Origin of the sequence: Rathayibacter sp. AY1E3 (assembly GCF_002932235.1) — a bacterium.
Taxonomy (GTDB): Bacteria; Actinomycetota; Actinomycetes; order Actinomycetales; family Microbacteriaceae; genus Rathayibacter.
The window spans coordinates 47,800-66,326 of record NZ_PSVN01000001.1; the positions used below are offsets into that span (position 1 = coordinate 47,800).

Sequence of the window (18,527 nt, forward strand, 5' to 3'; positions counted from 1 at the left end):
CTCGCACACGTGGCAGCCGGCGCAGTGATGTACAACTTCGCGATACAGCTGGCTGATGTGGACCGCGGCGTCTACGAGGACATCACGTTGCGAGCCGCTCGGCACCCCTCCGAGACCGACGCGTACATGATGACGCGCGTGCTCGCGTACTGCCTCGAATACGTGGAGGGGATCACCTTCAGCGAGGGGATCTCGTCGACGGCGACCGAGCCGGCGGTGCTGGTCCGCGATCTCACCGGCAGGCTGACCACGTGGATCGAGGTGGGCGCGCCGGATGCCGAGCGACTGCACTTCGGGAGCAGACTGGCCGACCGCACGACGGTCTACACGCATCGCAACCCGGAGAAGGTGATCGCGGCGTGGTCCGGCAAGCGCGTCCACCAGCTCGAGCAGATCACCGTGCAGAGCTTCGACCAGGGGTTCCTGGATGCCGCGGTCGCGGTACTCGAGCGCCGCAACACGCTGACCGTGTCGGTCGTCGAGGGGCAGCTGTATCTCGAGTTCAACGGCGTGACGTCGAGCAGCGACATCCACGTCCATCAGCCGGGCTGAGCCGGCGCCGAGTGTCATGAGGTCCGTGTCCGGAAGACCGGTCGGAGGACACGATGAAGCATCCTCCGAAACGGTCCCTCGGGACGCACCCGGAGACGACGAGGGCCGGCACCGCCGTGAGACGGTCCCGGGCCCTCGGGCACGCTGGGGCTGCGCGTCAGCGGCGCAGCGTGTGGCTCGGCTTCTCGTCGAAGCGCACCTGGTACGCGCTCGCGAAGCGGCCGAGGTTGCCGAAGCCCCACTCGCGGGCGACCGCGGCGACGGTGGTCGAGCAGGGGTCGCCGGCGACCAGGTCGGAGTGGGCGCGGTCCAGGCGCACGTCGCGCAGGTAGACCGACGGCGACACTCCGAGGTGCCGCTTCGTCGCCTGCTGCAGCGTGCGGGTGTGCAGGCCTGCCGCGCGGGCTGCGTCGGCCGGGGTGATCGGCTCGTGGGCGTGGTGCTGGAGGAAGTCGAGCGCCACCCGGGTGCGGGAGGCGGACGGGCGCCGCAGCACGGCCGGCACGTCCCACGCGCGCCACGGGAACAGCAGAAGCAGCACGCGGGCGAGGTCGAGCTCGGCGGTGAAGCGCACGAGCGGCGTGATCGCGGCCGTCGCGAGCGCGGCGCTCGCCTCCGTCACCGCGGCGCGCCAGCGGGCGAGGACGCCGGGGTCGGCGTCCGCCCCGTGGTCGAAGGAGACGGGCTGGCGGGGGCCGGCGTGCGTCTCGGTCGCGACGTCCTCGAGGAACCCGGGGGCGAAGTGGATGAGGTTCTGCCGGTGCGGCTCGAACTCGAGCCCGAACTGGCGCTCCGCGGGGAACAGGAACGGGGCCGAGAGCGCGCCGGTCCGGGTGAACGGCGGCAGGTTCAGGCGTCCGCCGCCGGCGCGGAACCACCCGACGACGTACTCCTTCAGGTGGGGGACCTGGCCGGTGAGGGCGCCCGAGCAGTCGGAGGTGCGCAGGGTCACCCGGTCGCTGCCGCGGACGGCGTAGCGGTAGGAGAAGCCGCGCTGCGACGGAGCGACGCGGAACTCGCCTCCGCCGTACGCCTCGGAGTAGACGGCGGACGCGGCGGACGGATCGTCGCCGGAGGCTTCGTAGCGCCGGTCGGCCCGCTCGTCGCCCGCGAACGGGCTGCCGAGGGTGAAGGTCGACTCGCTCATGACGTCCGCCCGGGGCGGCGGCGGAGGGAGCAGTGCATGGGGGACTTCTTCCGGGTTCGGGGTCCGTGCGCTCGCGGGGACGCACGAGGGGTACGGAATCAAGACGTGTCGAGGAGCCGGAATGTCACGAATCCCGTCTTGAGACGTCCCCCATCGGCGGCACTCGCAATCCGGCCAGCGGATTCGCCGGCCCGTTGTCAAGGCTGGTAGTCATGCCGGACGGCGCCCCACACTGAGGGCATCGGCGCGCGGGGACACCGCGCGCGGGACCGCGGAGGAGGCGCTCATCGACGACGACCCCCTCCTGAACGCGTCCGACGCGACCCTCGCCGCGCGCGCCGTCGACGGCGACGTGCAGGCGTTCGAGCAGCTCGCCCGCCGCCACGGCGCCCTCATGCGCGTCTACGCGGCGAAGCTCCTCGGCTCCGAGGCGGAGTCCGAGGACGTGGTGCAGGAGGCGTTCCTCACCGGCTGGCGGCGTCTGGCCGATCTCGACAGCCCGGCGCACATCCGCAACTGGCTGATGCGCATCGTCACCCACAAGGCGATCGACCGGATCCGCGTCCGCCGCCGCCACGACGACATCGACGACTGGGATCCGCCCGCGCCGCCCGAGCACTCCCCCGAGCGCATCGTCGAGGCACGACTCCAGCTGGACGCGGTCTGGGAAGCGCTGGACCGATTGCCTGCTGATCAGCGACGCTGTTGGCTACTCCGCGAGACCGCCGGCTACAGCTACCAGGAGATCGCCGACGCTCTCGAACTCCCCGTCTCGACGGTCCGCGGCCTCCTCGCCCGGGCCCGTCGATTCCTGCTCCACGAATTGGAGGCATGGCGATGACCGACGACGCCGCCGTGCCCGAGGACGACCTCGACGGCCACACGCTCGAGGAGCTGGGCGAGTACCTCGACCGCGGCCGCGAGCCGCGCGACCCCTCGATCGAGAACTCCGCCGCGTGCCGGCTCGCACTCGCGAACCTCACCCGCCTCACCGAGCTCTCGGCGCGGGCGCTGCGGCAGGAGGCCGACCGCGAGCCCGACCGCGACGAGGTCTGGATCGCCGGCCTGCTCGACGCGATCCGCTCCGAGGTGCGCTCCGGCCGCGACATCCCCGTCCGCCACCCCGACCCGACCCTCCGCCTGGCGCTCACCGAGGCGGCCGTGCGCGGGATGATCCGCCGCGCCGGCGACACGATGGGCGGCGTCATCATGGGCCGCTGCACCCTCGACGGCGACGTCTCGGCTCCCGGCGCCGTGGTTCGAATCGACGTGACCTGCGCCCTCGAGTTCGGCCTGCCGGTCGCCGTGGCCGCCGACCGCCTGCGCGAGCGCATCCGCTACGCCCTCGAGCGCCACACCGAGCTGACCGTCGGCGCGATCGACGTGACCGTCGACGACGTGTACCCCCACCGGGAGGAGCGGGAATGACCGACGACACCGAGCTCTCGCAGCGGCTGACCGCCGAGATCCGCGACATCGAGGGCGTCGCGGGGGTCTATCCCGCCCAGCCGATCGTCGAGGCCGCGGCCGACGCGCTCGCCGCGAAACTGGACCTGCGTCAGCCCGACGTGCTGGTCGACATCGACCGGTCGGAGGGGTTCACCACGGTGAGCGCGCACATCGCCGCGTCCGCCGCACTGCCGGCCCCCGAGACGCTCCGGCTGGTGGGCGAGCGGATGCACGCGCTGCTCGCCGCCGACCCGTCGGTCTCGGGGCCGCTCGCCGTGAACGTGAAGGTGCGCCTCATCGAGGATTCGGGGCGCGCCGAGCACTGAGCGGGGCCGCCGCCGTCCCCTCCCGCGGGAAGCCGCTCGGGTACGCCTCGTGCGGCGTGCCGAGTACCGAGGTGGCGTCCCGCGGAAGGGATCAGGGGCAGCCCGACCGGGTCAGCAGGAGACGAGGCGGTCGAAGCGGGACGCGACGCCCGAGCTGTCGCTGAACTTGCGGTTGATGACGCTCATCTTGTTGCAGCCGCTGTCCGGGCCGTTCCTCCAGATGACCTTGACGTTGCTCGCCTGGTCGCAGTGCCACCACACCGTGACCTGCGCGCGACCCAGGGAGTCGCGCTGCGAGCGGACCTCGTAGCAGTTGCCCGGGCCGCCGTTCTGGTAGACGAGCTGCCCGGCGGAGGCGGGGGTCGCGACGGCGACGGCCCCTCCGAGGGCGAGGGCGATCGCGGCGAGCGTGGCCGTGAGACGACGGTGCATGGTGTTCTCCTTCGAACGGGCGATCGGAGGCGACGGCGGCCGCCCCTCTGCCAGCACCCTAGACCCGGCCGTCCTCCGGCCCATGTCCCGGACCCCCTTTGCGAGATGCCGCTCGGAGACGCCTCGCGCGGCGGGTCGCGTACCGGAGCGGCATCTCGCGCGGGGGATCAGAGGAGGGCCGGGCGAGCCCCGCCGCGGGCCGTTCGGGGGTCGGCGGCGCTCTTGTGCGCCGAGCCGCCGGGGTCCACCATCGAGCGACGGCCCCCGCCCGGGGCGGCCGCACCCGACGGATCAGGGGCGCCATGCGGTCGCGAGGTCTGCTCTTCTGCCTGATCCCGCCGATCCTCTGGGGCGGCATGCTCCCGGTCGCGGACAGCATCGCGGCGACGGTCGACTCCTTCTTCATGACCCTCATCCGCTACACGGCCGCCGCGGTCGTCCTCGCCCTGCTGCTCGCCCGGGCGGAGGGGCTCCGCGCCTTCCGGCTCGACGGCCGCGGGTGGCGGCTGGCGCTGCTCGGCGCCTCCGGATTCGCCGGCTTCGGCCTGCTCGCCTTCACGGCCCTGCGGTTCACCTCGGCCCCGAACGTCAGCCTGATGATGGGGATGATGCCCGCGATCGGCGCGGTGCTCGCGAGCATCGGCGCGCGTCGCCTGCCGCCGGCCGCCACCGTCGGCTGCATCCTGCTCGCGCTCGCCGGAGTCGCGCTCGTCGTCACCCGCGGCGACGTCGCCCTCCTCCTCGACGGCGAGCTGGGGTTCGGCGAGCTGCTCGCCCTGCTCGGAGCGATCTGCTGGGTCGTCTACACGCGCGGAGCCGCGGCGTTCCCCGGCTGGTCGGCGCTGCGGTACTCGACGCTCACCACCGCGCTCGGCTGCCCGTCGATCGCCGTCGCGGTCGCCGTGGCGACGGCCACCGGCTCCGCGCACCCGCCGACCGGGGCCGAGGTGCTCGCGGCCTGGCCGCAGCTGGCCTACCTGATCCTCCTGGCCGGCGTCGTCGCCGTGCTGCTGTGGAACACGGGCATCAAGCTGCTCGGCGCCCTCAACGGCACGCTCTTCCAGAACCTCGTCCCGGTGACGACCTTCGCGATCAGCATGGCGGGCGGCTACCGGCCGGGGCCCGTCGCCCTGCTCGGCGCGGCCATCGTCGTGACGGCGCTGCTGCTCAACAACTGGGCGACGCGGCGCGCGGCCGCGGTCGCCGCGCGTCCCACGGCGGTGCCGGCTCCGGTGCGCTGAGCGCACCGCGGGAGCCTCCCGCTCGGGGCGGTCACTGGTCGGAGTTGCCGGCCCAGCGGACGGAGCCCTGCGCCTCCTCCTTGCTGATCGGAGACACCGTGCCGCAGTGCGAGCACTCGAGCAGGTAGCGGGTCGAGACGGTCAGGACGGGGACGAAGAAGAGCGAGAGGCGCGTCCGGCGGCGGAGGATCCGCTGCTCGTCGCGCTGCCCGCAGACGCGGCAGACGAAGACGAGCGTCCGGAGGAGGTCCTCGACGGCTCGGGTCCCGAAGATGGGGAGCATGCGTCCGAGCGTAGGGAGCAGGGCGCGCTCGGCGGAGGGGGTTGCCGGGGCGCCGTCGCCGCGTAGCGCCGGGCGCAGACGACCACGGCGAGCGCCGTCTCGAGCAGGTCGCCTCCGTAGAACAGCAGGAGCGCCGCCTGGCGTCCGGTCTCGTCCGGCGCCTCCGCGTAGAGCACGGTCGCGAGCAGCGCGTGCGCGGCGATGCCCGCTCCGAGCACGCCCAGGCGCAGGCCGAACGGGGCGCGGTGCGGGTTCGGATCGACTCCGGCGAGCGCCGCCGTCAGCAGGCAGCCGCTGAGGAGGAAGTGCAGGCCGAGTGCGAGGTGCAGCAGCGGGTCGGCGTGCGCGGCGGCGAGCAGTCCGGTCGCGTGCACGAGCCAGAGGGAGCCCGTCGAGAGCAGGAGCGCCGTCACGGGGTGGGCGAGGAGACGGGCCGGGCGGCTCCGGAGCAGCCGCGAGAGCCGCCGGGCAGCCGTGACGTCGAGCGCCCGCAGGGCCAGGGTGACGGGGCGGAGAGCACCAGGAGGAGCGGCGCGAGCATCCCGAGGACCAGGTGCGTCAGCATCGCCCCGCGCGGATCCGCGTGCGACCACTCCGCGAGCGGACCCGTGAAGCAGAGCGCCGCGGTCGCGAGCCCACCGAGGAGCAGGGCGGTGCGGTGCAGCGGCCACGGCCGTCCGCGCCGCCGCTCGAGTGCCGCGGCGCCCCCTCCGAGCGCCGCCGCCGCCGCCAGCGGGACCAGGAGCAGCAGGCCCGGGTCGAGCAGGGAGTGGTCGGCGTGCGGGGTCACGCCGTCGCGCGCCGCCGCCGCGGCAGGAGGAGCAGGCCCGCCGCGAGCAGCACCGCTCCCGAGGCGATCCAGGCGGAGTCGTAGAGCAGCAGGTCGACGTCGTAGCGCACCTGGTGCACCCGGAGCAGCTTGTGGTCGACGACTCCGTCCCACAGCTGGAACAGCCCCGCCCCCGTGAGCCCCGCGGCCCACGCCGTGCGCGGACGCAGAGCGGATCGGCGCCGGGCGTCGGCGAGCAGGAAGCCGCCGCCGACGAGTGCGAGGATCTCGGCCGCGTGCAGCAGCCCGTCCGAGAGCAGGCCGATCGCCGGAGTGGAGCGGTCGTAGAAGTGGTGCCAGGCGAGGATCTGGTGGAAGACGATCTCGTCGACGGCCGCCATGAGGCCGACTCCGATCAGGAGGCCGCCCTGGAACGCCCTGTCGCCGCGGAGTCCCCCACGCCGGATCCGGTCCCCTCCCGATCGAGTGCCGGGGCCCCGGGATCCCGAGACCCCCGCGCCTCCTCCCGAGGCCCCGCCACCAGGGAAGCGGACGCCCGGATCGCGGCCTAGAGGGTTGACTCCTCGCGCCCGCGCCGGTCGTGCTGCCCCTCCGCTACGGGCTGGGCCGACGAGGCGCAACCCCGCGCGAGGGGCGCTCCCGTTCGGGAGAGTGGAGGCATGCAGCAGCTGACCTACGCCTCCAAGAGCTTCGTGACGACCGATGCCGTGACCGAGGCCCTCCTCGACCTGGTGACCGCGATCGACCGCCAGGAGCACTCCGAAGCGGTCACGGTCCCGGCGTTCACCGAGGACGGCGAGCTCATCGAGGCGAAGATGACCCTCGACGCGAGCAGCGAGCTCGTCGCCGTCCCCGTCGAGGTCTCCATCAAGGACGAGGAGTCGACCACCGGCGCCGTCGAGGCCGCCGTCGAGGACATCCGCTCCCGCATCAAGAGCAACCGCGCCACGATCGCGCGCCCCGTGATCGACGAGGACCCGGAGCCCTACAACTACGAGGAGTTCTGAGCCGCGCCTGCGGGCCTTCACGCCTCCGCACTGAGGTGCCTGGATCTGCTCGCGACACGCCGGAACTGCCAGCCGATCCGGGCACCTCAGCGGCGGTCCCTCAGAGCGCGGACGCAGCCCAGCGCGGGTCGAGGGCGTAGTCCGCGAGGCGCTTCTCGAGCGCGGCGCGCACCTGACCGGGAGCGTCGTCGCCCACGAGCAGACGGAATCGGGCGTCGCTCCGATCAGCGACGTGCGCGAGGATCTCGGCCGCCACCTCGGCCGGAGGCGTGCCTCTCTGCGGACCGTCGGTCGGCCAGGGGACCTCGGCCGCTCCGAAGAGCTCCCGCCGCAGGTCGTCGTACTCCGGCATCGGCGCCGCGAACCGCATGCTGCCGCCGGCCCAGTCGGTGGCGATCTCCCCGGGCTGCACGAGCGTCACGCGGACGCCGAAGGGGGCGACCTCTGCGGCCATCGCCTCCGTCCAGCCCTCGAGGCCCCACTTCGCCGCGTTGTAGACCCCGAGCGTCGGCATCGTCCCCACCGCGCCGACGGTCGAGATCTGCACGATGTGTCCGGACCCCTGCCGCCGCATCACAGGCAGCGCGGCCCGGCAGAGCCAGAGCGGACCGAGCAGGTCGACGTCCAGCAGCTCCCTCACCTCGTCCTCGCCCACCTCCTCCGCCATGCCGATGAGCCCGTAGCCCGCGTTGTCGACGAGGACGTCGAGGCGCCCCTCGATCGCCGTGGCCGCGTCGACGGCGCCGGCGGCTGCGGAGGAGTCCGCGACGTCGAGCCGGTGGACCTGCAGCCGTTCGTGCTCGGGCAGGGAGTGCGCGCCCCGGACCGCGGCCAGGACGCAGTGGCCCTCGGCGAGCGCCGCGAGGACGAGCGCACGCCCCAGCCCGCGGGAGGCTCCGGTGATCAGCCAGGTCTGTCGAGTGGTCATGCCTGCACGCTACTCCGAACAAGACGCTCCGCCTCGTTTCGCGGTAGGATCGGAGAATGGCCACCAGCAGGACACGGCAGCGCGTGCACGCCGCCGTGCTCGACCTCGTCGGGACCGAGGGGCTTCCGCGCCTGACGATGGAGGGCGTCGCCGCCCGCGCCGGAGTCGGGAAGCAGACCCTCTACCGCAGCTGGCCCTCCACCGGTGCGATCCTCTTCGACGCGCTCCTCGCGCGGAGCCTGACTCCTGACGGGGTGATCGCCGTCCCGGACTCCGGAGATCTGCGCGCCGACCTGCTCCTCCTGGTCACCGGCACTGCCGCCGAGCTGAGCGACCCAGTGGCCGAGCCGCTCCTGCGCGCGGTGACCGCTGCGATCCAGACCGACACCGAGCTCGCCACGCAGTACCGCACCCTGCTGCTCGAGCCCCAGCTGAGCGCGATCGCCGCGCGTCTCGCGAGTGGAGGAGCGGCCGACCCCTCCGGCGCGGCGGAGCTCCTGCTCGGCCCGATCCTCCACCGATGGCTCCTCCGGAGCGGCCTCTTCACCGGCGCGTGGATCGAGGGGCACGTCGAGCGGGTCCTGCGAGCGCTCCGAGCCTGACGCGTCCCGACCGACCGGCCGGCCCGCCGGGGCCGTATTCCAGCTGCGCCTCTTGACCGGGGGCGCCGCAGGGAGTCGGATGAGGGCGTGCGCGCGCTGGTCCCCGTCTCCGATCCGTGGTCCGTCGACGGGAGCGGGCGGACGGACGACGGGCCCGTCGACGACCTCTCGGTCCGCGCCGAGCGGGACGGCGGCTCGTACTCGGTCCGGACGCTGCGGCTGACCGGTGTCCGCCTCGGGCCGCGCGGCTCGGTGCACGGAGTGGTCACCGACCCGGTCGCGACGGCCGCGCTCGCGATCGCCTCGCTCCTCCTCTCGGTGATCCCCGCCGGCCTGCCCGGGGACCGGACGCGAGCGGCGATGGTGGCGGCGGAGGCGCGGGCTCAGGAGCTGGCCGCCGACCGGCCCGCGTGGGACGTGAGCCCCCTCCCCCTCGACGGGATCGACTACGCGCTCTTCACCCGGACCCTGCCCGAGGGCGCCGTCGCGCACGCCGACCTCGGCTGGGCCGTCGTCGCGCTGTGGAGCACAGGTCCGCTCCCCCGGGGCCCCTTCCACCTGCTCGAGATCCCCGACGAGCCCGTCCCGCGCTGAGTCGCCCGGATCGGCTCGCGACACACCGCAGCGGGGAGCCGATCCGGGCGACTCAGCGAACGGGTCAGCGCACTCAGCGCGGGGTCACGCGCCCGCGACCGTGGAGCCGCGCACCAGCAGCTCGGTCGGCAGCAGTGTCACGCGCTGCACCTCCTCGCCGGCCAGGAGGCGCACCAGCACGTCCGCCATCGCCTCGCCGAGGCCCGTGGAGGGCTGGCGCACCGTGGTGAGGCGCGGCTCGCTCGCCTCGGCGAAGTAGTCGCCGTCGAAGCCCGCGAGCGCGATGTCGCCCGGCACCGTGAGGCCGCGCTCGCGCAGCGCCGTCAGGGCGCCCGACGCCATCTGGTCGTTGGAGGCGAAGACCGCGTCGATCGGCCGGCCGGAGTCGAGCAGGCGGCGCATCGCGGTCGCGCCGTCCTCGGGCGAGTAGTCGCCGTACTCGACGAGCGAGTCGTCGAGGCCCGCGGCGGTGACGGCCGAGCGCCAGCCGGACAGGCGGTCGATCGCGGCAGGCATGTCCTGGCGGCTCGCGATCATCGCGGGGGCCGTGCGGCCGAGGCCCAGGAGGTGCTCGGTGACCGTGCGCGCCGCTCCGGTGTTGTCGACGTCGACGAAGTAGCTGCCGCCCTCCTCCGTCAGCGGCCGCCCGCCGAAGACCACGGGGAGGGAGGCGCCGAGCTGCGCGTAGGAGTGGTCGCCGCTGTGGTGCGAGACGACGAGCGCGCCGTCGACGTTGCCGCCGAGCAGGTAGCGCCGCGTCTTCTCGGGCGCCGCCTCCGACGCGATCACGATGGTGAGCGTGTACTCGGTGCCGGCGAAGGCCATCGCGGCCCCCTGCACGACCGAGGCGAGGAACGGATCCGCGAACACCTTCGCCGCCGACTCCGGCACCACGAGCGCGACGGTCTGCGTGCGGCGGCTGGCGAGGGAGCGCGCGGCGCGGTTGGGCACGTAGCCGAGCTGCTCGATCGCGGCGAGCACGGCCGTCCGGGCGCCGTCCTTCACGCGCGGGGAGTCGTTGACGACCCGGCTGACCGTCGCGCGGGAGACTCCGGCCAGCGCGGCGACGGCTTCGAGGGTCGGGGCGGCCGAGGCGGTGTCGTGGGTCATGCAGGCCTTCCTCGCGGGTGCCTCCGAGGCTAGCCGAGCGCCGGAGGAGTGGGCTCGTGCGGGGCGTCCGCGGCGTGAAGGGGCGCGGATCGCGGCCATTCGGGGGTGATGCGGGGCGGCGGAGCGGGCCGGCGGAGTGAGTCCGCGGCCTGCGAGGGCGCGGATCGAGGCCGTTCGGGGTGGCGCCGGGCGATCGGGGGCGCCGCCTCGGCGATGGCCGACACGACCGGCGCGCAGCGATCGATCGCCCGCCGCCGGCGGCAGGCCGCCCTCGCGCCCGTCAGCGCCCGCGGCGGAAGCGCGCGAGGAGGCTCCGGAGCCGCTCGGCCTGCCGGTCGGTGAAGTCGTTCGACAGCCGGAACGCCTCGCTCGTCGGATCCGCCCCGTTCGCGACGTCGCGGATGGCGCGTAGCGCCTGCTCCGACGGCGTCGGCCCGTCCTCCGGACGCGGCTGCGCCGACCCGCTCGAGGGGTCCTCGTCGCGCGGGTCCTTCGGCTCCATGTCGCCTCCTCCGCGCCAGCCTAGGCGGCGGCAGGTCGGGCCAGGAGGCCCGGACGGGGCGTGATCGGCGGGATCCTGCGCGGCAGTGGTCGGGATGAGCCGAGCACGACGACCGGCTGGGTCGCGAACCCACCGGCCGCCCAGTGCACTGCCCGATCCCTCACCGCAGCCCCCACCCCCGGACCCGGAGCACCACGGCCCCGGGCCCGAGGCCCCCGTCCCGCGGTCCGATGTCCCCCGACCCGGTCCCGCGGGAGTCTCCGGGCGTCAGCCCTTCACCGCTCCGCTCATGATGCCCGCGATGAGCTGGCGTCCGGCGAGCAGGAACAGCACCAGCAGCGGGATCACCGAGAGCACGGCGCCGGCCAGCACGATCGAGTAGTCGACGTAGTAGCCCGACTGCAGCTGCGCGAGCGCCGTCTGCAGGGTCGGATTCGTGGGGCTGAGGACGATCAGCGGCCAGAGGAAGTCGGTCCACGCCATCATGAACGTGAAGAGCCCGAGGATCGCCATCGCCGGTCGCGCCGCCGGGACGGCGACGGTGAGGAACGTCCGGAACTGGTTCGCTCCGTCCACGCGCGCCGCCTCGATCAGCTCGTCCGGGATCACGTCGACCAGGTACTGCCGCATGAAGAACACGCCGAACGCGGTGACCAGCGTCGGCACGATCACGGCGCCGAGCGAGCCGGTCCAGCCGAGCTGCCGCATCAGGATGAACAGCGGGATGATGCCCAGCTGCGTCGGGATCGCCATGGTCGCGACCACTCCGATCATCAGGCCGTCGCGCCCGCGGAACCGCAGCTTCGCGAAGGCGTAGCCGGCGAGCGTCGAGAACGACACGACCGACAGCGTGATGATCCCCGAGACGATGACGCTGTTCAGCAGCGCCGTCCAGAACGGGATCGCCGTCAGCACCTGCGAGGCGTTGGCGAGGAAGTTACCGCCCGGGACGAGCGGCAGGGTCTCGCTGCGGGTCGCGTTCGAGCCGCTCGCCACGACGAACGACCACCACAGCGGGTAGGTCGAGCCGAGGATGAAGGCGCTCAGCAGCCCGTACGTGAGGAAGCCGGGCCGGTCGACGCGGCCGGCGCGGGAGGCGCGGACGCGGCGCACCGGGAAGGCGGCGGAGGTGGCGGAGGCGGTCATCGCTCGCTCTCGTTCTGGCCGAGGCCGGTGGTGGTGAGCAGGGGGTCCGCGGCGGCGATCTCGTCCGCGGTCGCGGGGCGGGCGGAGCGGCGCTTCGAGCGCTGCGAGATCCGGTTCTCGACGGAGGCGATCCGCCGCGAGATCGCGAAGTTCAGCAGGCCGATCAGCACGATCAGGAGGAACAGCAGCCACGCGATCGCGGCCGCCTCTCCGAAGTTCTGGCGGAAGAACGCCATCTCCCAGAGGTAGAGGACGGTGGTCTGGAACTGCCGGTCCGAGCCGCCGATACCGCCCGCGTTCGACACGTCGAACAGGCGCGGCTCCGCGAAGATCTGCAGGCCGCCGATGGTGGCGGTGATGATCACGAAGATCAGGGTCGGCCGGATGCTGGGGATCGTGATCGAGCGGAAGCGGCGGAACGCGTTCGCTCCGTCGATCGCGGCCGACTCGTGCAGCTCGCGCGGCACGGCCTGCATGGCGGCGAGGAGGATGAGGGCGTTGTAGCCGGTCCAGCGCCAGTTGACCATCGTCGCGATCGCGACGTGGCTGGCGAGGCGGTCGTTCGTCCACTCGATCGGGCTGATGCCCACCAGGCCGATCAGGTTGTTGATCAGGCCCTCCTGGTCGCTGAACACGCTCGAGAAGATCAGCGCGACCGCGACCGGCGAGACGATGTACGGCAGCAGGACGCTCATCCGCCAGAAGGTGCTGGCCCGCAGCGCCTGGTCGAGGGCGGCTGCGAGCAGCAGCGCGACGGCGAGCTGCGGGATCGTGGAGAGCAGGAAGATGCTCAGCGTGTTGACGATCGAGTTCCAGAAGAAGCGGTCGCCGAGCACGGCCGCGAAGTTCGCGAACCCGACGAAGTCGCCCTGGCCCTGCAGCAGCTGCCAGTCGTAGAGCGACACGACGAGCGTGTAGACCAGCGGGAACGCTCCGGTGAGCGCGAAGAGCAGGAAGAACGGCGAGATGTAGAGGTAGGGCGAGGCCTTCACGTCGAAGCGGCTCGCGCGCTGGCGGAAGGTCAGCGGGAGTCGGGGCGCCGGGCGCCGCTTCCCCGCGGGGGGCGTCGCCGTGGCCGGCGGGGTGAGTGTGCTCGTCATGGCGCTCTCTTCGAGGTCGAGTCGGAGTCGGAGGGGATGCGGCGGGGCCGGAGTCTCTCGTGCGGCGGGGCCGGCCGGGAGGAGTCGCGGGCGGCGGGGCCGGAGAGGCCTCGGGCCGGCGGGCGGCAGCGTTTCTCCCGTGCGGCGAGGCGGCCCGGGATGCGGGCGGCCCGGCCGCACGGGGACCGGGAGGTCCGGTGACGGCCGGACCTCCCGTGATGGTGGGGCCGCGTCCCGGAGGCGTCAGCCCCCGGGCGTCGGCCCGACCGGATCAGTCGACGAGCTCACCGAGGAGCTGGAGCGCCTCGTTCCAGCCCTCCTTGCCGTCGATCTCGCCGCGGTCGACCTTCTGCAGGACCGGTCCGAAGACGTTCTCCTGGATCAGCGAGTCGTCCGGGCCCTTGTACTGGGCGACGACGCCCTCGGCGCGCTGCGCGAGGATCGCGCCGGTCGGGGAGTCGTTCATGCCGGGGTCGGGAGCGGCCGCCGAGGCGAGCTCCTTCTGCGCGTCGAGGGTGCTCGGGAACGGTCCGGCCGCCTCGAACGCCTTCAGCTGCTGCTCCGGCTCGCTGAGCCACGACGCCAGCGCGGCGGCCTCGGCGGGGTGCTTCGACTGGGTCGGGACGGAGAGGAACGAGCCGCCCCAGTTGGCGGGGCCGCCGGGGAAGACGTCGGCGAAGTCCCAGCCGGTGGCCTCGGCGTTCCCGCCGCCGGCCTCGACGTTGCTCTTCAGCGTGCCGAACATCCAGCCCGGGCAGACGAAGGTGGCGAAGGTCTGGTCGGTGAACGACTTGCCCTTGTTCCAGTCCCACGCCTTCTGCGCGGCCGACAGGCCGGAGGCGGTGGCGTCGGTCAGCTGGCCCCAGCGCTCCTCGAGCTCCGGGTTGCCCTCGACGTTCAGCTCGCCGTCGGAGGTGTAGTACCCCTCGGGCAGCTGGTTGACCATGGCGTTCCAGACGAATCCGGAGTGGTCGAACCACGCCTTGCCGGTGGCGTCGTGGTACTTCTGGCCGGCGGCGAAGTAGTCGTCCCAGGTCGCGTCCGGTCCGCCGAGCATCTCTGCGACGGCGGCGCGGTCGGTGGGCATGCCGGCGGCCTCGAAGGCGGCCGTGTTGTAGCAGAGGCCCTCGGGTCCGATGTCGGTGCCGTAGCCGATGACGCGTCCCTCGGGGTCGGTCGCCTGCTCGTACTTCCAGTCGACCCAGTCGGCCTTGCGGTCCTCGATGCCGTGGTCGCGCAGGTCGACGAACTGGTCCGAGACCTCCATGACGGAGCCGAGCCAGCCCTCCTCGATGGCGACGACGTCGGCGAGTCCGGACCCGGCGGCGAGCTTCGTGAACGCGTCGGTCCGCGCGTTGCCGCCGGTGTCGATGTTGTTCGGGACGATGGTGATCCCCGGGTTGGCGTCCTCGTACTCGCCGTAGAGCTCGTCGAAGCCCATGGCGTTGAACGTGGTGACGGTCAGCTCGATCTCGCCGCCCTCGGAGGCGTCGGATCCCGACGAGCATCCGGTGACGATCAGGGCGAGGGCCGAGGCGCCGGCGATCGCCGCGGCGATCCTGGTGCGTCGTGAATAGGGCACGGTCACTCCTTCGTGATGGTGGTGGGGCACCCCTGGGAGCGCTCTCACGCGTGCTGTTCCGCGTATGTGAGAGCGCTCTCACGAGGTGTGCGGCGAGCTTACGCACGCCCCCGCGGAGAGGTCAAGCGTTTTCGAGAGAGCGCTCTCATCGAATTGATGGTCCGCGCCCAGCCGCGCGCCTCCCCGCCGCCCTCGCCCCCGCGAGAACGCAGAAGTCGCGGTACTCGAACGCGAGTACCGCGACTTCCGAGGACTCACCGCCCCCTGCCGATCGAGTAGCGGCTACTCGACCAGCAGGGACGCCCTCAGCCCACCAGCACCGCGAAGCCCTGCGCGGGCAGCTGCACGGAGACGGCTCCGGACGGCGACGTCTCGCTCACGAGCGCGCCGTCCTGCGAGTAGACGCGCAGCGTGCCTGAGCCGCCCGAGACGCCGATCGCCGTGGTGCGCACGCCGTCGGTGGAGTTGCGGATCAGCTCGGTGCGGCCGCCCTCTCCTCCGACCACGAGGCGCGTGACCAGCGGGCGCACCAGCAGCGCATCGAGGCGCGTCCGGCCGCTCAACGGGCGGACCTCGACGCTCGACGAGCCGGCCGGCACGGTGCGGCGGAGCTTCTCCGGGAGCAGCGCGCCCGACGCCTCGGTGACCCCCTGCGACCCGACGGTCGAGCGGAGCAGGTCGAGCGGGCGCGTGCCCGACGTCCAGACGCTCAGGGGTGTGCGCTCCGTGCCGCGCTGCGGCTGGTCGATGACGGCCTCCACCACGCGGTCCTGCGTGGACGGACCGATCGGGATCGACACCGCGCGGCGCGGGTCGGTCAGCGAGAGGTACGAGCCGCTCCAGCCGGCCTCCCCCGTCCAGGACGATTCGGGCGTGACGACGGTGCCGCCGCGCGCGCTCTCGGCCTCGACGCCTCGACACCGGGGCCGAGATCATCCGCGTGAAGGCCGATCTCACCGATCCCCACTATCTCCTCGGGCAGGTCGAGCTCGACCTCGAGACGAAGACGGTCGCCGAGTTCCTCGAGGAGTGGCGCCCCGCCTGACCGGCCCGGCACAGCCGCGATCACGGCGACGGAGACAGCACTGCGCTGAGGCGACCAAAGCAGGACTGCGGAGATCCGCACCCCCTCGCCTCATAGATCCGCAGGAACCCTGTCGCGCTCTCCCTCGGCGACCACCACCGGCACCCACGCACCCCGCGCCGGCCGCCCCGCCCACCACACGTACACCCCGGCAGCGACCACAGCGCCTCCGGCCGCGACCGCCCACCACGGGAACCCGGCGACGTCGGGCGACTCCCCCGCGGCGTCCACGTCCGACTGCGGCGTCGGGATCACCCGTTCGCCGGTGACGAGGATGCGGTGGGTGTTGATCCCGAGCGGGGTGCAGGTGACGAGGGTCAGGAGGTCCTGGCCGGGCTGCACGAGGAGGCTCTGCGTGTCCTCGGGCTCGACGACCAGCGTCTCGCGCACGCGGTAGGTGACCACCTCGCCGTAGACCTCGATGGTGAAGGTGTCGCCGACGTCGACGCGGTCGAGGTGGGTGAAGAGCTCGGCCGAGGCGAGGCCGCGGTGGCCGGTGAGCACCGAGTGGGTGGAGGGGCCGCCGACCGGCAGGGCGGTGCCCTCGAGGTGGCCGACGCCGCGCTCGAGGACGGCGTCGCTCGTGCCGTGGAAGATCGGCAGGTCCACGTCGATGGCGGGGATCCTGATCCGGGCCATCAGTCCCTCGGCGTCGCCGCGCAGGAGGGAGGAGTAGCGCTCGCGGTCGGCGACCTGCTCGTCGTCGGCGAGGGGGAGGCGCTCGTTCGCGGCGACAGCCGCGCCGCCTCCGCTGAGGCTCTGGTTGTAGGCGCGGGCCTCGACGAGATTCTGCCGGAGGGTCTCGGCGCCGAGGTCGGTGATGTCCTGCGTGAGGGAGTCGATCTCGCGCGCCTGCTCGACGGCGCTGAGCCAGCTGGCGGCGACGGGGTACACCAGCAGCGCCACTCCCGAGATGCTGATGAGCGCGATGACCAGCGGGGCGACCGGGAGCCGCCAGCGCGGTCGGCGGTGGATCCGCCTCCGCGGAGGAAAAGGGCTGGAGACAGAGGAATGCGGGGCACCCGACGGGTGCCCCGCATTCGACTTCGTCATGGTCTGACGTTACTCGGCGGTCTGAGCAGCCAGCGCGGTGCGGCGGCGCGAGGCGATCAGGCCCGAACCGATCGCGAGGGCGAGGAGCGCGCCTCCACCGAGGGTGAACCACTGCGCGCCGCCACCGGTGAGGGGCAGGGCGAACGCGGGCACCTGGGTGTGGAGGAACTCGACGTAGTTCTGGATCGGCGCGGTGGCCGAGCTCGGTCCGGCGACGACCTGCGTCAGCACCTGGGCCGGGGTGGGCAGACGGAATCCGGCGGGCGGGGTCAGCTCGCGGACGTAGTAGTTGCCCGGCGTGATGATCGGGATCTCGACGATGCCGTTCGCTCCGGTCGTCCAGTTCTGGTTGCCGTTGATGAACACCGGGTTCTGGCCGAGGTTGGCGTCGTTCTCGGTGAGGAACACCTGGTAGACCGCACCCGCGAGCGGCACGCGGTTGGCGCCGTTGTTCTGGTAGGCGTACACGGTCAGCTGACCGATCGGGGTGCTGCCGGTGACCGTCTCCGTGGCCCCGTTCACGACGCTCGTCGCCGAGTTGGTGATGATGCCGTTGGCCGGGATGGCGGTGGCGCGGGTGAGCACCGTGAGGGTGACGACGCCGCCCTGAAGACCCTGGAGCTTGGTGAGGCCGGACTGCAAGAAGTTCAGCGTCACGTTCCGGGTCGCGGCGTCGTAGCCGAGCGTGTAGTCGGTGTTCGCGATGAACGCCGGTGCGGGCGCGGTGCCCGCGGCGCTGGTCACCGTGATGCCGGTGGGCGCGACGCCGGCCGGGCCGGTCGGCAGGTAGGTCAGCTCGGCGGGGAGCGTGTCGGTGAGGGTGAATGCCTCCAGCGCGTCACCGGCGGCGAGCACCGGCACGTCCGAGGCGATGGCCCAGCGGATGAGGTCGGGGTTGCGCGCCTCGACCGAGTTCGCCGCCGCGGGGACGCGCGTCTTGGTGAGCTCCGTGACCGCGTTCTTGGGGTAGACGTGGACGTCGTAGATCCACTGGTTCGCCGGCGCACCGGTCGGGCCCGTCGGGAACGGCAGGGTGACGAGGAACGGCGCCGCGCCGTTGGTCGCTCCGGCGGGGAGCTGGGTCTCGGTCACGAGATAGAGGCCGAGCGGCATGCTCGCGCCGTTGTTGAACACGGCCTCGCCGTCCGTGCCGCTGGTGGCGGTGAAGGTGTCGGCGGCGGTGACACGGGTCGCGGCGGTGCCCGGGGTCAGGTTCGCGACCTGGTTCCAGCCGTCGGGCGTGGTGAGGTCGACGCCCTGGACGCGCGCGGCGGTGAACACGGCGCCGGGCAGCGCGTCCCCGGGGACCGTGATCTCCTGGCCGGTGCCGATCGCCTGGCCGTTGTTGGAGCCCAGCGCGAGCTTGTGCACGGTGAGGGTGCGGCTGATGGTGGGGTCGATGTTGCCGGGCAGCGTGACCGCTGACGCCGGCGCGACGGCGGTGAAGACCGCCGCAGCGCTCAGCGCGAGGACGCCGGCTGCGGCGGCGAGCCGCCTGGTGAGTGAGCGGGACATGTGATCTCTCCTACTGAGGTCGTGAGTGCTGGTGTCGTGGAGTCGAAGGTGTGCGGGAAGGGGTCTGCGGGAGAGCGCCGGGGC

At 73.0% G+C, this 18,527-nt stretch carries 21 protein-coding genes and 1 pseudogene; 8 read left to right on the forward strand and 14 right to left on the reverse strand.

What is annotated here, in order from left to right; translation table 11 throughout:
- Positions 1 to 9: 9 nt before the first annotated feature.
- A complete protein-coding gene (locus tag C5C53_RS00230; protein WP_104266521.1) occupies positions 10 to 552 on the forward strand; it encodes a YaeQ family protein in 543 nt (180 codons plus the stop codon).
- Between the two features lie 157 nt (positions 553 to 709).
- Here the strand turns inward: C5C53_RS00230 and C5C53_RS00235 are convergent, their stop codons facing one another.
- On the reverse strand, positions 710 to 1,699 hold the full coding sequence (locus C5C53_RS00235) for a helix-turn-helix transcriptional regulator (protein ID WP_104247226.1): 990 nt from the start codon (positions 1,697 to 1,699) through the stop codon (positions 710 to 712).
- Positions 1,700 to 2,051: 352 nt separating this feature from the next.
- On the opposite strand from C5C53_RS00235, the gene C5C53_RS00240 reads away from it, so the two are divergent.
- From C5C53_RS00240 to C5C53_RS00250, 3 genes are read left to right on the forward strand one after another with little or no spacing between them, the layout of a single operon-like run.
- Entirely contained in the window at positions 2,052 to 2,540 is a 489-nt protein-coding gene (locus tag C5C53_RS00240; protein WP_244248147.1) for an RNA polymerase sigma factor, read from the forward strand.
- The gene (locus C5C53_RS00245) at positions 2,531 to 3,127 is read left to right on the forward strand and encodes an Asp23/Gls24 family envelope stress response protein (protein WP_104223973.1); all 597 of its coding nucleotides are present in this window, start codon (positions 2,531 to 2,533) and stop codon (positions 3,125 to 3,127) included. The genes C5C53_RS00240 and C5C53_RS00245 overlap by 10 nt, the downstream gene beginning before the upstream one ends.
- Entirely contained in the window at positions 3,124 to 3,474 is a 351-nt protein-coding gene (locus C5C53_RS00250; RefSeq protein ID WP_104266523.1) for a hypothetical protein, read from the forward strand. Before C5C53_RS00245 ends, C5C53_RS00250 begins: the two co-directional genes overlap by 4 nt.
- A 111-nt stretch (positions 3,475 to 3,585) precedes the next feature.
- Here C5C53_RS00250 and C5C53_RS00255 read toward each other — a convergent pair whose 3' ends face one another.
- Positions 3,586 to 3,906: a hypothetical protein gene (locus C5C53_RS00255; RefSeq protein WP_104255207.1), complete on the reverse strand. Its 321-nt coding sequence runs from the start codon at positions 3,904 to 3,906 to the stop codon at positions 3,586 to 3,588.
- 302 nt (positions 3,907 to 4,208) lie between these two features.
- On the opposite strand from C5C53_RS00255, the gene C5C53_RS00260 reads away from it, so the two are divergent.
- Positions 4,209 to 5,147, forward strand: coding sequence for a DMT family transporter (locus C5C53_RS00260; RefSeq protein ID WP_104266524.1), 939 nt, complete (start codon positions 4,209 to 4,211; stop codon positions 5,145 to 5,147).
- 31 nt (positions 5,148 to 5,178) lie between these two features.
- On the opposite strand, the gene C5C53_RS17340 is transcribed toward C5C53_RS00260, so the two are convergent.
- The 3 genes and pseudogenes from C5C53_RS17340 to C5C53_RS00275 all read right to left on the reverse strand — a co-directional run bounded on the left by C5C53_RS17340 (position 5,179) and on the right by C5C53_RS00275 (position 6,666).
- The gene (locus C5C53_RS17340; RefSeq protein WP_104266525.1) at positions 5,179 to 5,430 is read right to left on the reverse strand and encodes a zinc-ribbon domain-containing protein; all 252 of its coding nucleotides are present in this window, start codon (positions 5,428 to 5,430) and stop codon (positions 5,179 to 5,181) included.
- 218 nt (positions 5,431 to 5,648) lie between these two features.
- Positions 5,649 to 6,220 (reverse strand): annotated as a pseudogene (locus tag C5C53_RS17345) (cytochrome c oxidase assembly protein); the annotation flags it as partial.
- Positions 6,217 to 6,666, reverse strand: a complete 450-nt coding sequence (locus C5C53_RS00275; RefSeq protein ID WP_258075342.1) for a DUF2243 domain-containing protein — start codon at positions 6,664 to 6,666, stop codon at positions 6,217 to 6,219. The gene C5C53_RS00275 and the pseudogene C5C53_RS17345, both read right to left, overlap by 4 nt.
- A 213-nt stretch (positions 6,667 to 6,879) precedes the next feature.
- Between C5C53_RS00275 and C5C53_RS00280 the strand changes: the two genes are divergently transcribed.
- Positions 6,880 to 7,227, forward strand: a complete 348-nt coding sequence (locus C5C53_RS00280) for a hypothetical protein (RefSeq protein ID WP_104223965.1) — start codon at positions 6,880 to 6,882, stop codon at positions 7,225 to 7,227.
- 100 nt (positions 7,228 to 7,327) lie between these two features.
- Here the strand turns inward: C5C53_RS00280 and C5C53_RS00285 are convergent, their stop codons facing one another.
- On the reverse strand, positions 7,328 to 8,155 hold the full coding sequence (locus C5C53_RS00285; RefSeq protein WP_258075333.1) for an SDR family NAD(P)-dependent oxidoreductase: 828 nt from the start codon (positions 8,153 to 8,155) through the stop codon (positions 7,328 to 7,330).
- Between the two features lie 56 nt (positions 8,156 to 8,211).
- Between C5C53_RS00285 and C5C53_RS00290 the strand changes: the two genes are divergently transcribed.
- Positions 8,212 to 8,757, forward strand: a complete 546-nt coding sequence (locus C5C53_RS00290; RefSeq protein ID WP_104266527.1) for a TetR/AcrR family transcriptional regulator — start codon at positions 8,212 to 8,214, stop codon at positions 8,755 to 8,757.
- An 87-nt stretch (positions 8,758 to 8,844) separates the two neighbouring features.
- Positions 8,845 to 9,351 carry a hypothetical protein gene (locus tag C5C53_RS00295; RefSeq protein WP_104266528.1) on the forward strand — a complete coding sequence of 169 codons (507 nt, stop codon included), beginning with the start codon at positions 8,845 to 8,847 and terminating at the stop codon, positions 9,349 to 9,351.
- An 84-nt stretch (positions 9,352 to 9,435) separates the two neighbouring features.
- On the opposite strand, the gene C5C53_RS00300 is transcribed toward C5C53_RS00295, so the two are convergent.
- The 8 genes from C5C53_RS00300 to C5C53_RS00335 all read right to left on the reverse strand — a co-directional run bounded on the left by C5C53_RS00300 (position 9,436) and on the right by C5C53_RS00335 (position 18,443).
- Positions 9,436 to 10,461, reverse strand: coding sequence for a LacI family DNA-binding transcriptional regulator (locus tag C5C53_RS00300; RefSeq protein WP_104250504.1), 1,026 nt, complete (start codon positions 10,459 to 10,461; stop codon positions 9,436 to 9,438).
- A 280-nt stretch (positions 10,462 to 10,741) separates the two neighbouring features.
- Complete coding sequence (locus C5C53_RS00305; protein WP_104266529.1) at positions 10,742 to 10,963, reverse strand: hypothetical protein; 222 nt, start codon at positions 10,961 to 10,963, stop codon at positions 10,742 to 10,744.
- A 267-nt stretch (positions 10,964 to 11,230) separates the two neighbouring features.
- Positions 11,231 to 12,109, reverse strand: coding sequence for a carbohydrate ABC transporter permease (locus tag C5C53_RS00310; RefSeq protein ID WP_104266530.1), 879 nt, complete (start codon positions 12,107 to 12,109; stop codon positions 11,231 to 11,233).
- On the reverse strand, positions 12,106 to 13,209 hold the full coding sequence (locus tag C5C53_RS00315) for a carbohydrate ABC transporter permease (protein WP_104225835.1): 1,104 nt from the start codon (positions 13,207 to 13,209) through the stop codon (positions 12,106 to 12,108). The genes C5C53_RS00310 and C5C53_RS00315 overlap by 4 nt, the downstream gene beginning before the upstream one ends.
- 271 nt (positions 13,210 to 13,480) lie before the next feature.
- The gene (locus C5C53_RS00320; protein ID WP_104224001.1) at positions 13,481 to 14,791 is read right to left on the reverse strand and encodes an ABC transporter substrate-binding protein; all 1,311 of its coding nucleotides are present in this window, start codon (positions 14,789 to 14,791) and stop codon (positions 13,481 to 13,483) included.
- Between the two features lie 305 nt (positions 14,792 to 15,096).
- On the reverse strand, positions 15,097 to 15,591 hold the full coding sequence (locus C5C53_RS00325; RefSeq protein WP_104266531.1) for a hypothetical protein: 495 nt from the start codon (positions 15,589 to 15,591) through the stop codon (positions 15,097 to 15,099).
- 335 nt (positions 15,592 to 15,926) lie between these two features.
- On the reverse strand, positions 15,927 to 16,928 hold the full coding sequence (locus C5C53_RS00330) for a class C sortase (RefSeq protein WP_104266532.1): 1,002 nt from the start codon (positions 16,926 to 16,928) through the stop codon (positions 15,927 to 15,929).
- A 9-nt stretch (positions 16,929 to 16,937) separates the two neighbouring features.
- Complete coding sequence (locus C5C53_RS00335; RefSeq protein WP_104261673.1) at positions 16,938 to 18,443, reverse strand: SpaH/EbpB family LPXTG-anchored major pilin; 1,506 nt, start codon at positions 18,441 to 18,443, stop codon at positions 16,938 to 16,940.
- Between the last annotated feature and the right edge of the window lie 84 nt (positions 18,444 to 18,527).

What these genes read in the sequence shown, in the direction of transcription:
- C5C53_RS00285 (WP_258075333.1), bottom strand. Translation starts at nt 8,155, where the DNA reads ATGACCACTCGACAGACCTGGCTGATCACCGGAGCCTCCCGCGGGCTG.
- C5C53_RS00250 (WP_104266523.1), top strand. Translation starts at nt 3,124, where the DNA reads ATGACCGACGACACCGAGCTCTCGCAGCGGCTGACCGCCGAGATCCGC.
- C5C53_RS00305 (WP_104266529.1), bottom strand. Translation starts at nt 10,963, where the DNA reads ATGGAGCCGAAGGACCCGCGCGACGAGGACCCCTCGAGCGGGTCGGCG.
- C5C53_RS00300 (WP_104250504.1), bottom strand. Translation starts at nt 10,461, where the DNA reads ATGACCCACGACACCGCCTCGGCCGCCCCGACCCTCGAAGCCGTCGCC.
- C5C53_RS00260 (WP_104266524.1), top strand. Translation starts at nt 4,209, where the DNA reads ATGCGGTCGCGAGGTCTGCTCTTCTGCCTGATCCCGCCGATCCTCTGG.
- C5C53_RS00290 (WP_104266527.1), top strand. Translation starts at nt 8,212, where the DNA reads ATGGCCACCAGCAGGACACGGCAGCGCGTGCACGCCGCCGTGCTCGAC.
- C5C53_RS00315 (WP_104225835.1), bottom strand. Translation starts at nt 13,209, where the DNA reads ATGACGAGCACACTCACCCCGCCGGCCACGGCGACGCCCCCCGCGGGG.
- C5C53_RS17340 (WP_104266525.1), bottom strand. Translation starts at nt 5,430, where the DNA reads ATGCTCCCCATCTTCGGGACCCGAGCCGTCGAGGACCTCCTCCGGACG.
- C5C53_RS00235 (WP_104247226.1), bottom strand. Translation starts at nt 1,699, where the DNA reads ATGAGCGAGTCGACCTTCACCCTCGGCAGCCCGTTCGCGGGCGACGAG.
- C5C53_RS00330 (WP_104266532.1), bottom strand. Translation starts at nt 16,928, where the DNA reads ATGACGAAGTCGAATGCGGGGCACCCGTCGGGTGCCCCGCATTCCTCT.
- C5C53_RS00310 (WP_104266530.1), bottom strand. Translation starts at nt 12,109, where the DNA reads ATGACCGCCTCCGCCACCTCCGCCGCCTTCCCGGTGCGCCGCGTCCGC.
- C5C53_RS00245 (WP_104223973.1), top strand. Translation starts at nt 2,531, where the DNA reads ATGGCGATGACCGACGACGCCGCCGTGCCCGAGGACGACCTCGACGGC.
- C5C53_RS00335 (WP_104261673.1), bottom strand. Translation starts at nt 18,443, where the DNA reads ATGTCCCGCTCACTCACCAGGCGGCTCGCCGCCGCAGCCGGCGTCCTC.
- C5C53_RS00280 (WP_104223965.1), top strand. Translation starts at nt 6,880, where the DNA reads ATGCAGCAGCTGACCTACGCCTCCAAGAGCTTCGTGACGACCGATGCC.
- C5C53_RS00255 (WP_104255207.1), bottom strand. Translation starts at nt 3,906, where the DNA reads ATGCACCGTCGTCTCACGGCCACGCTCGCCGCGATCGCCCTCGCCCTC.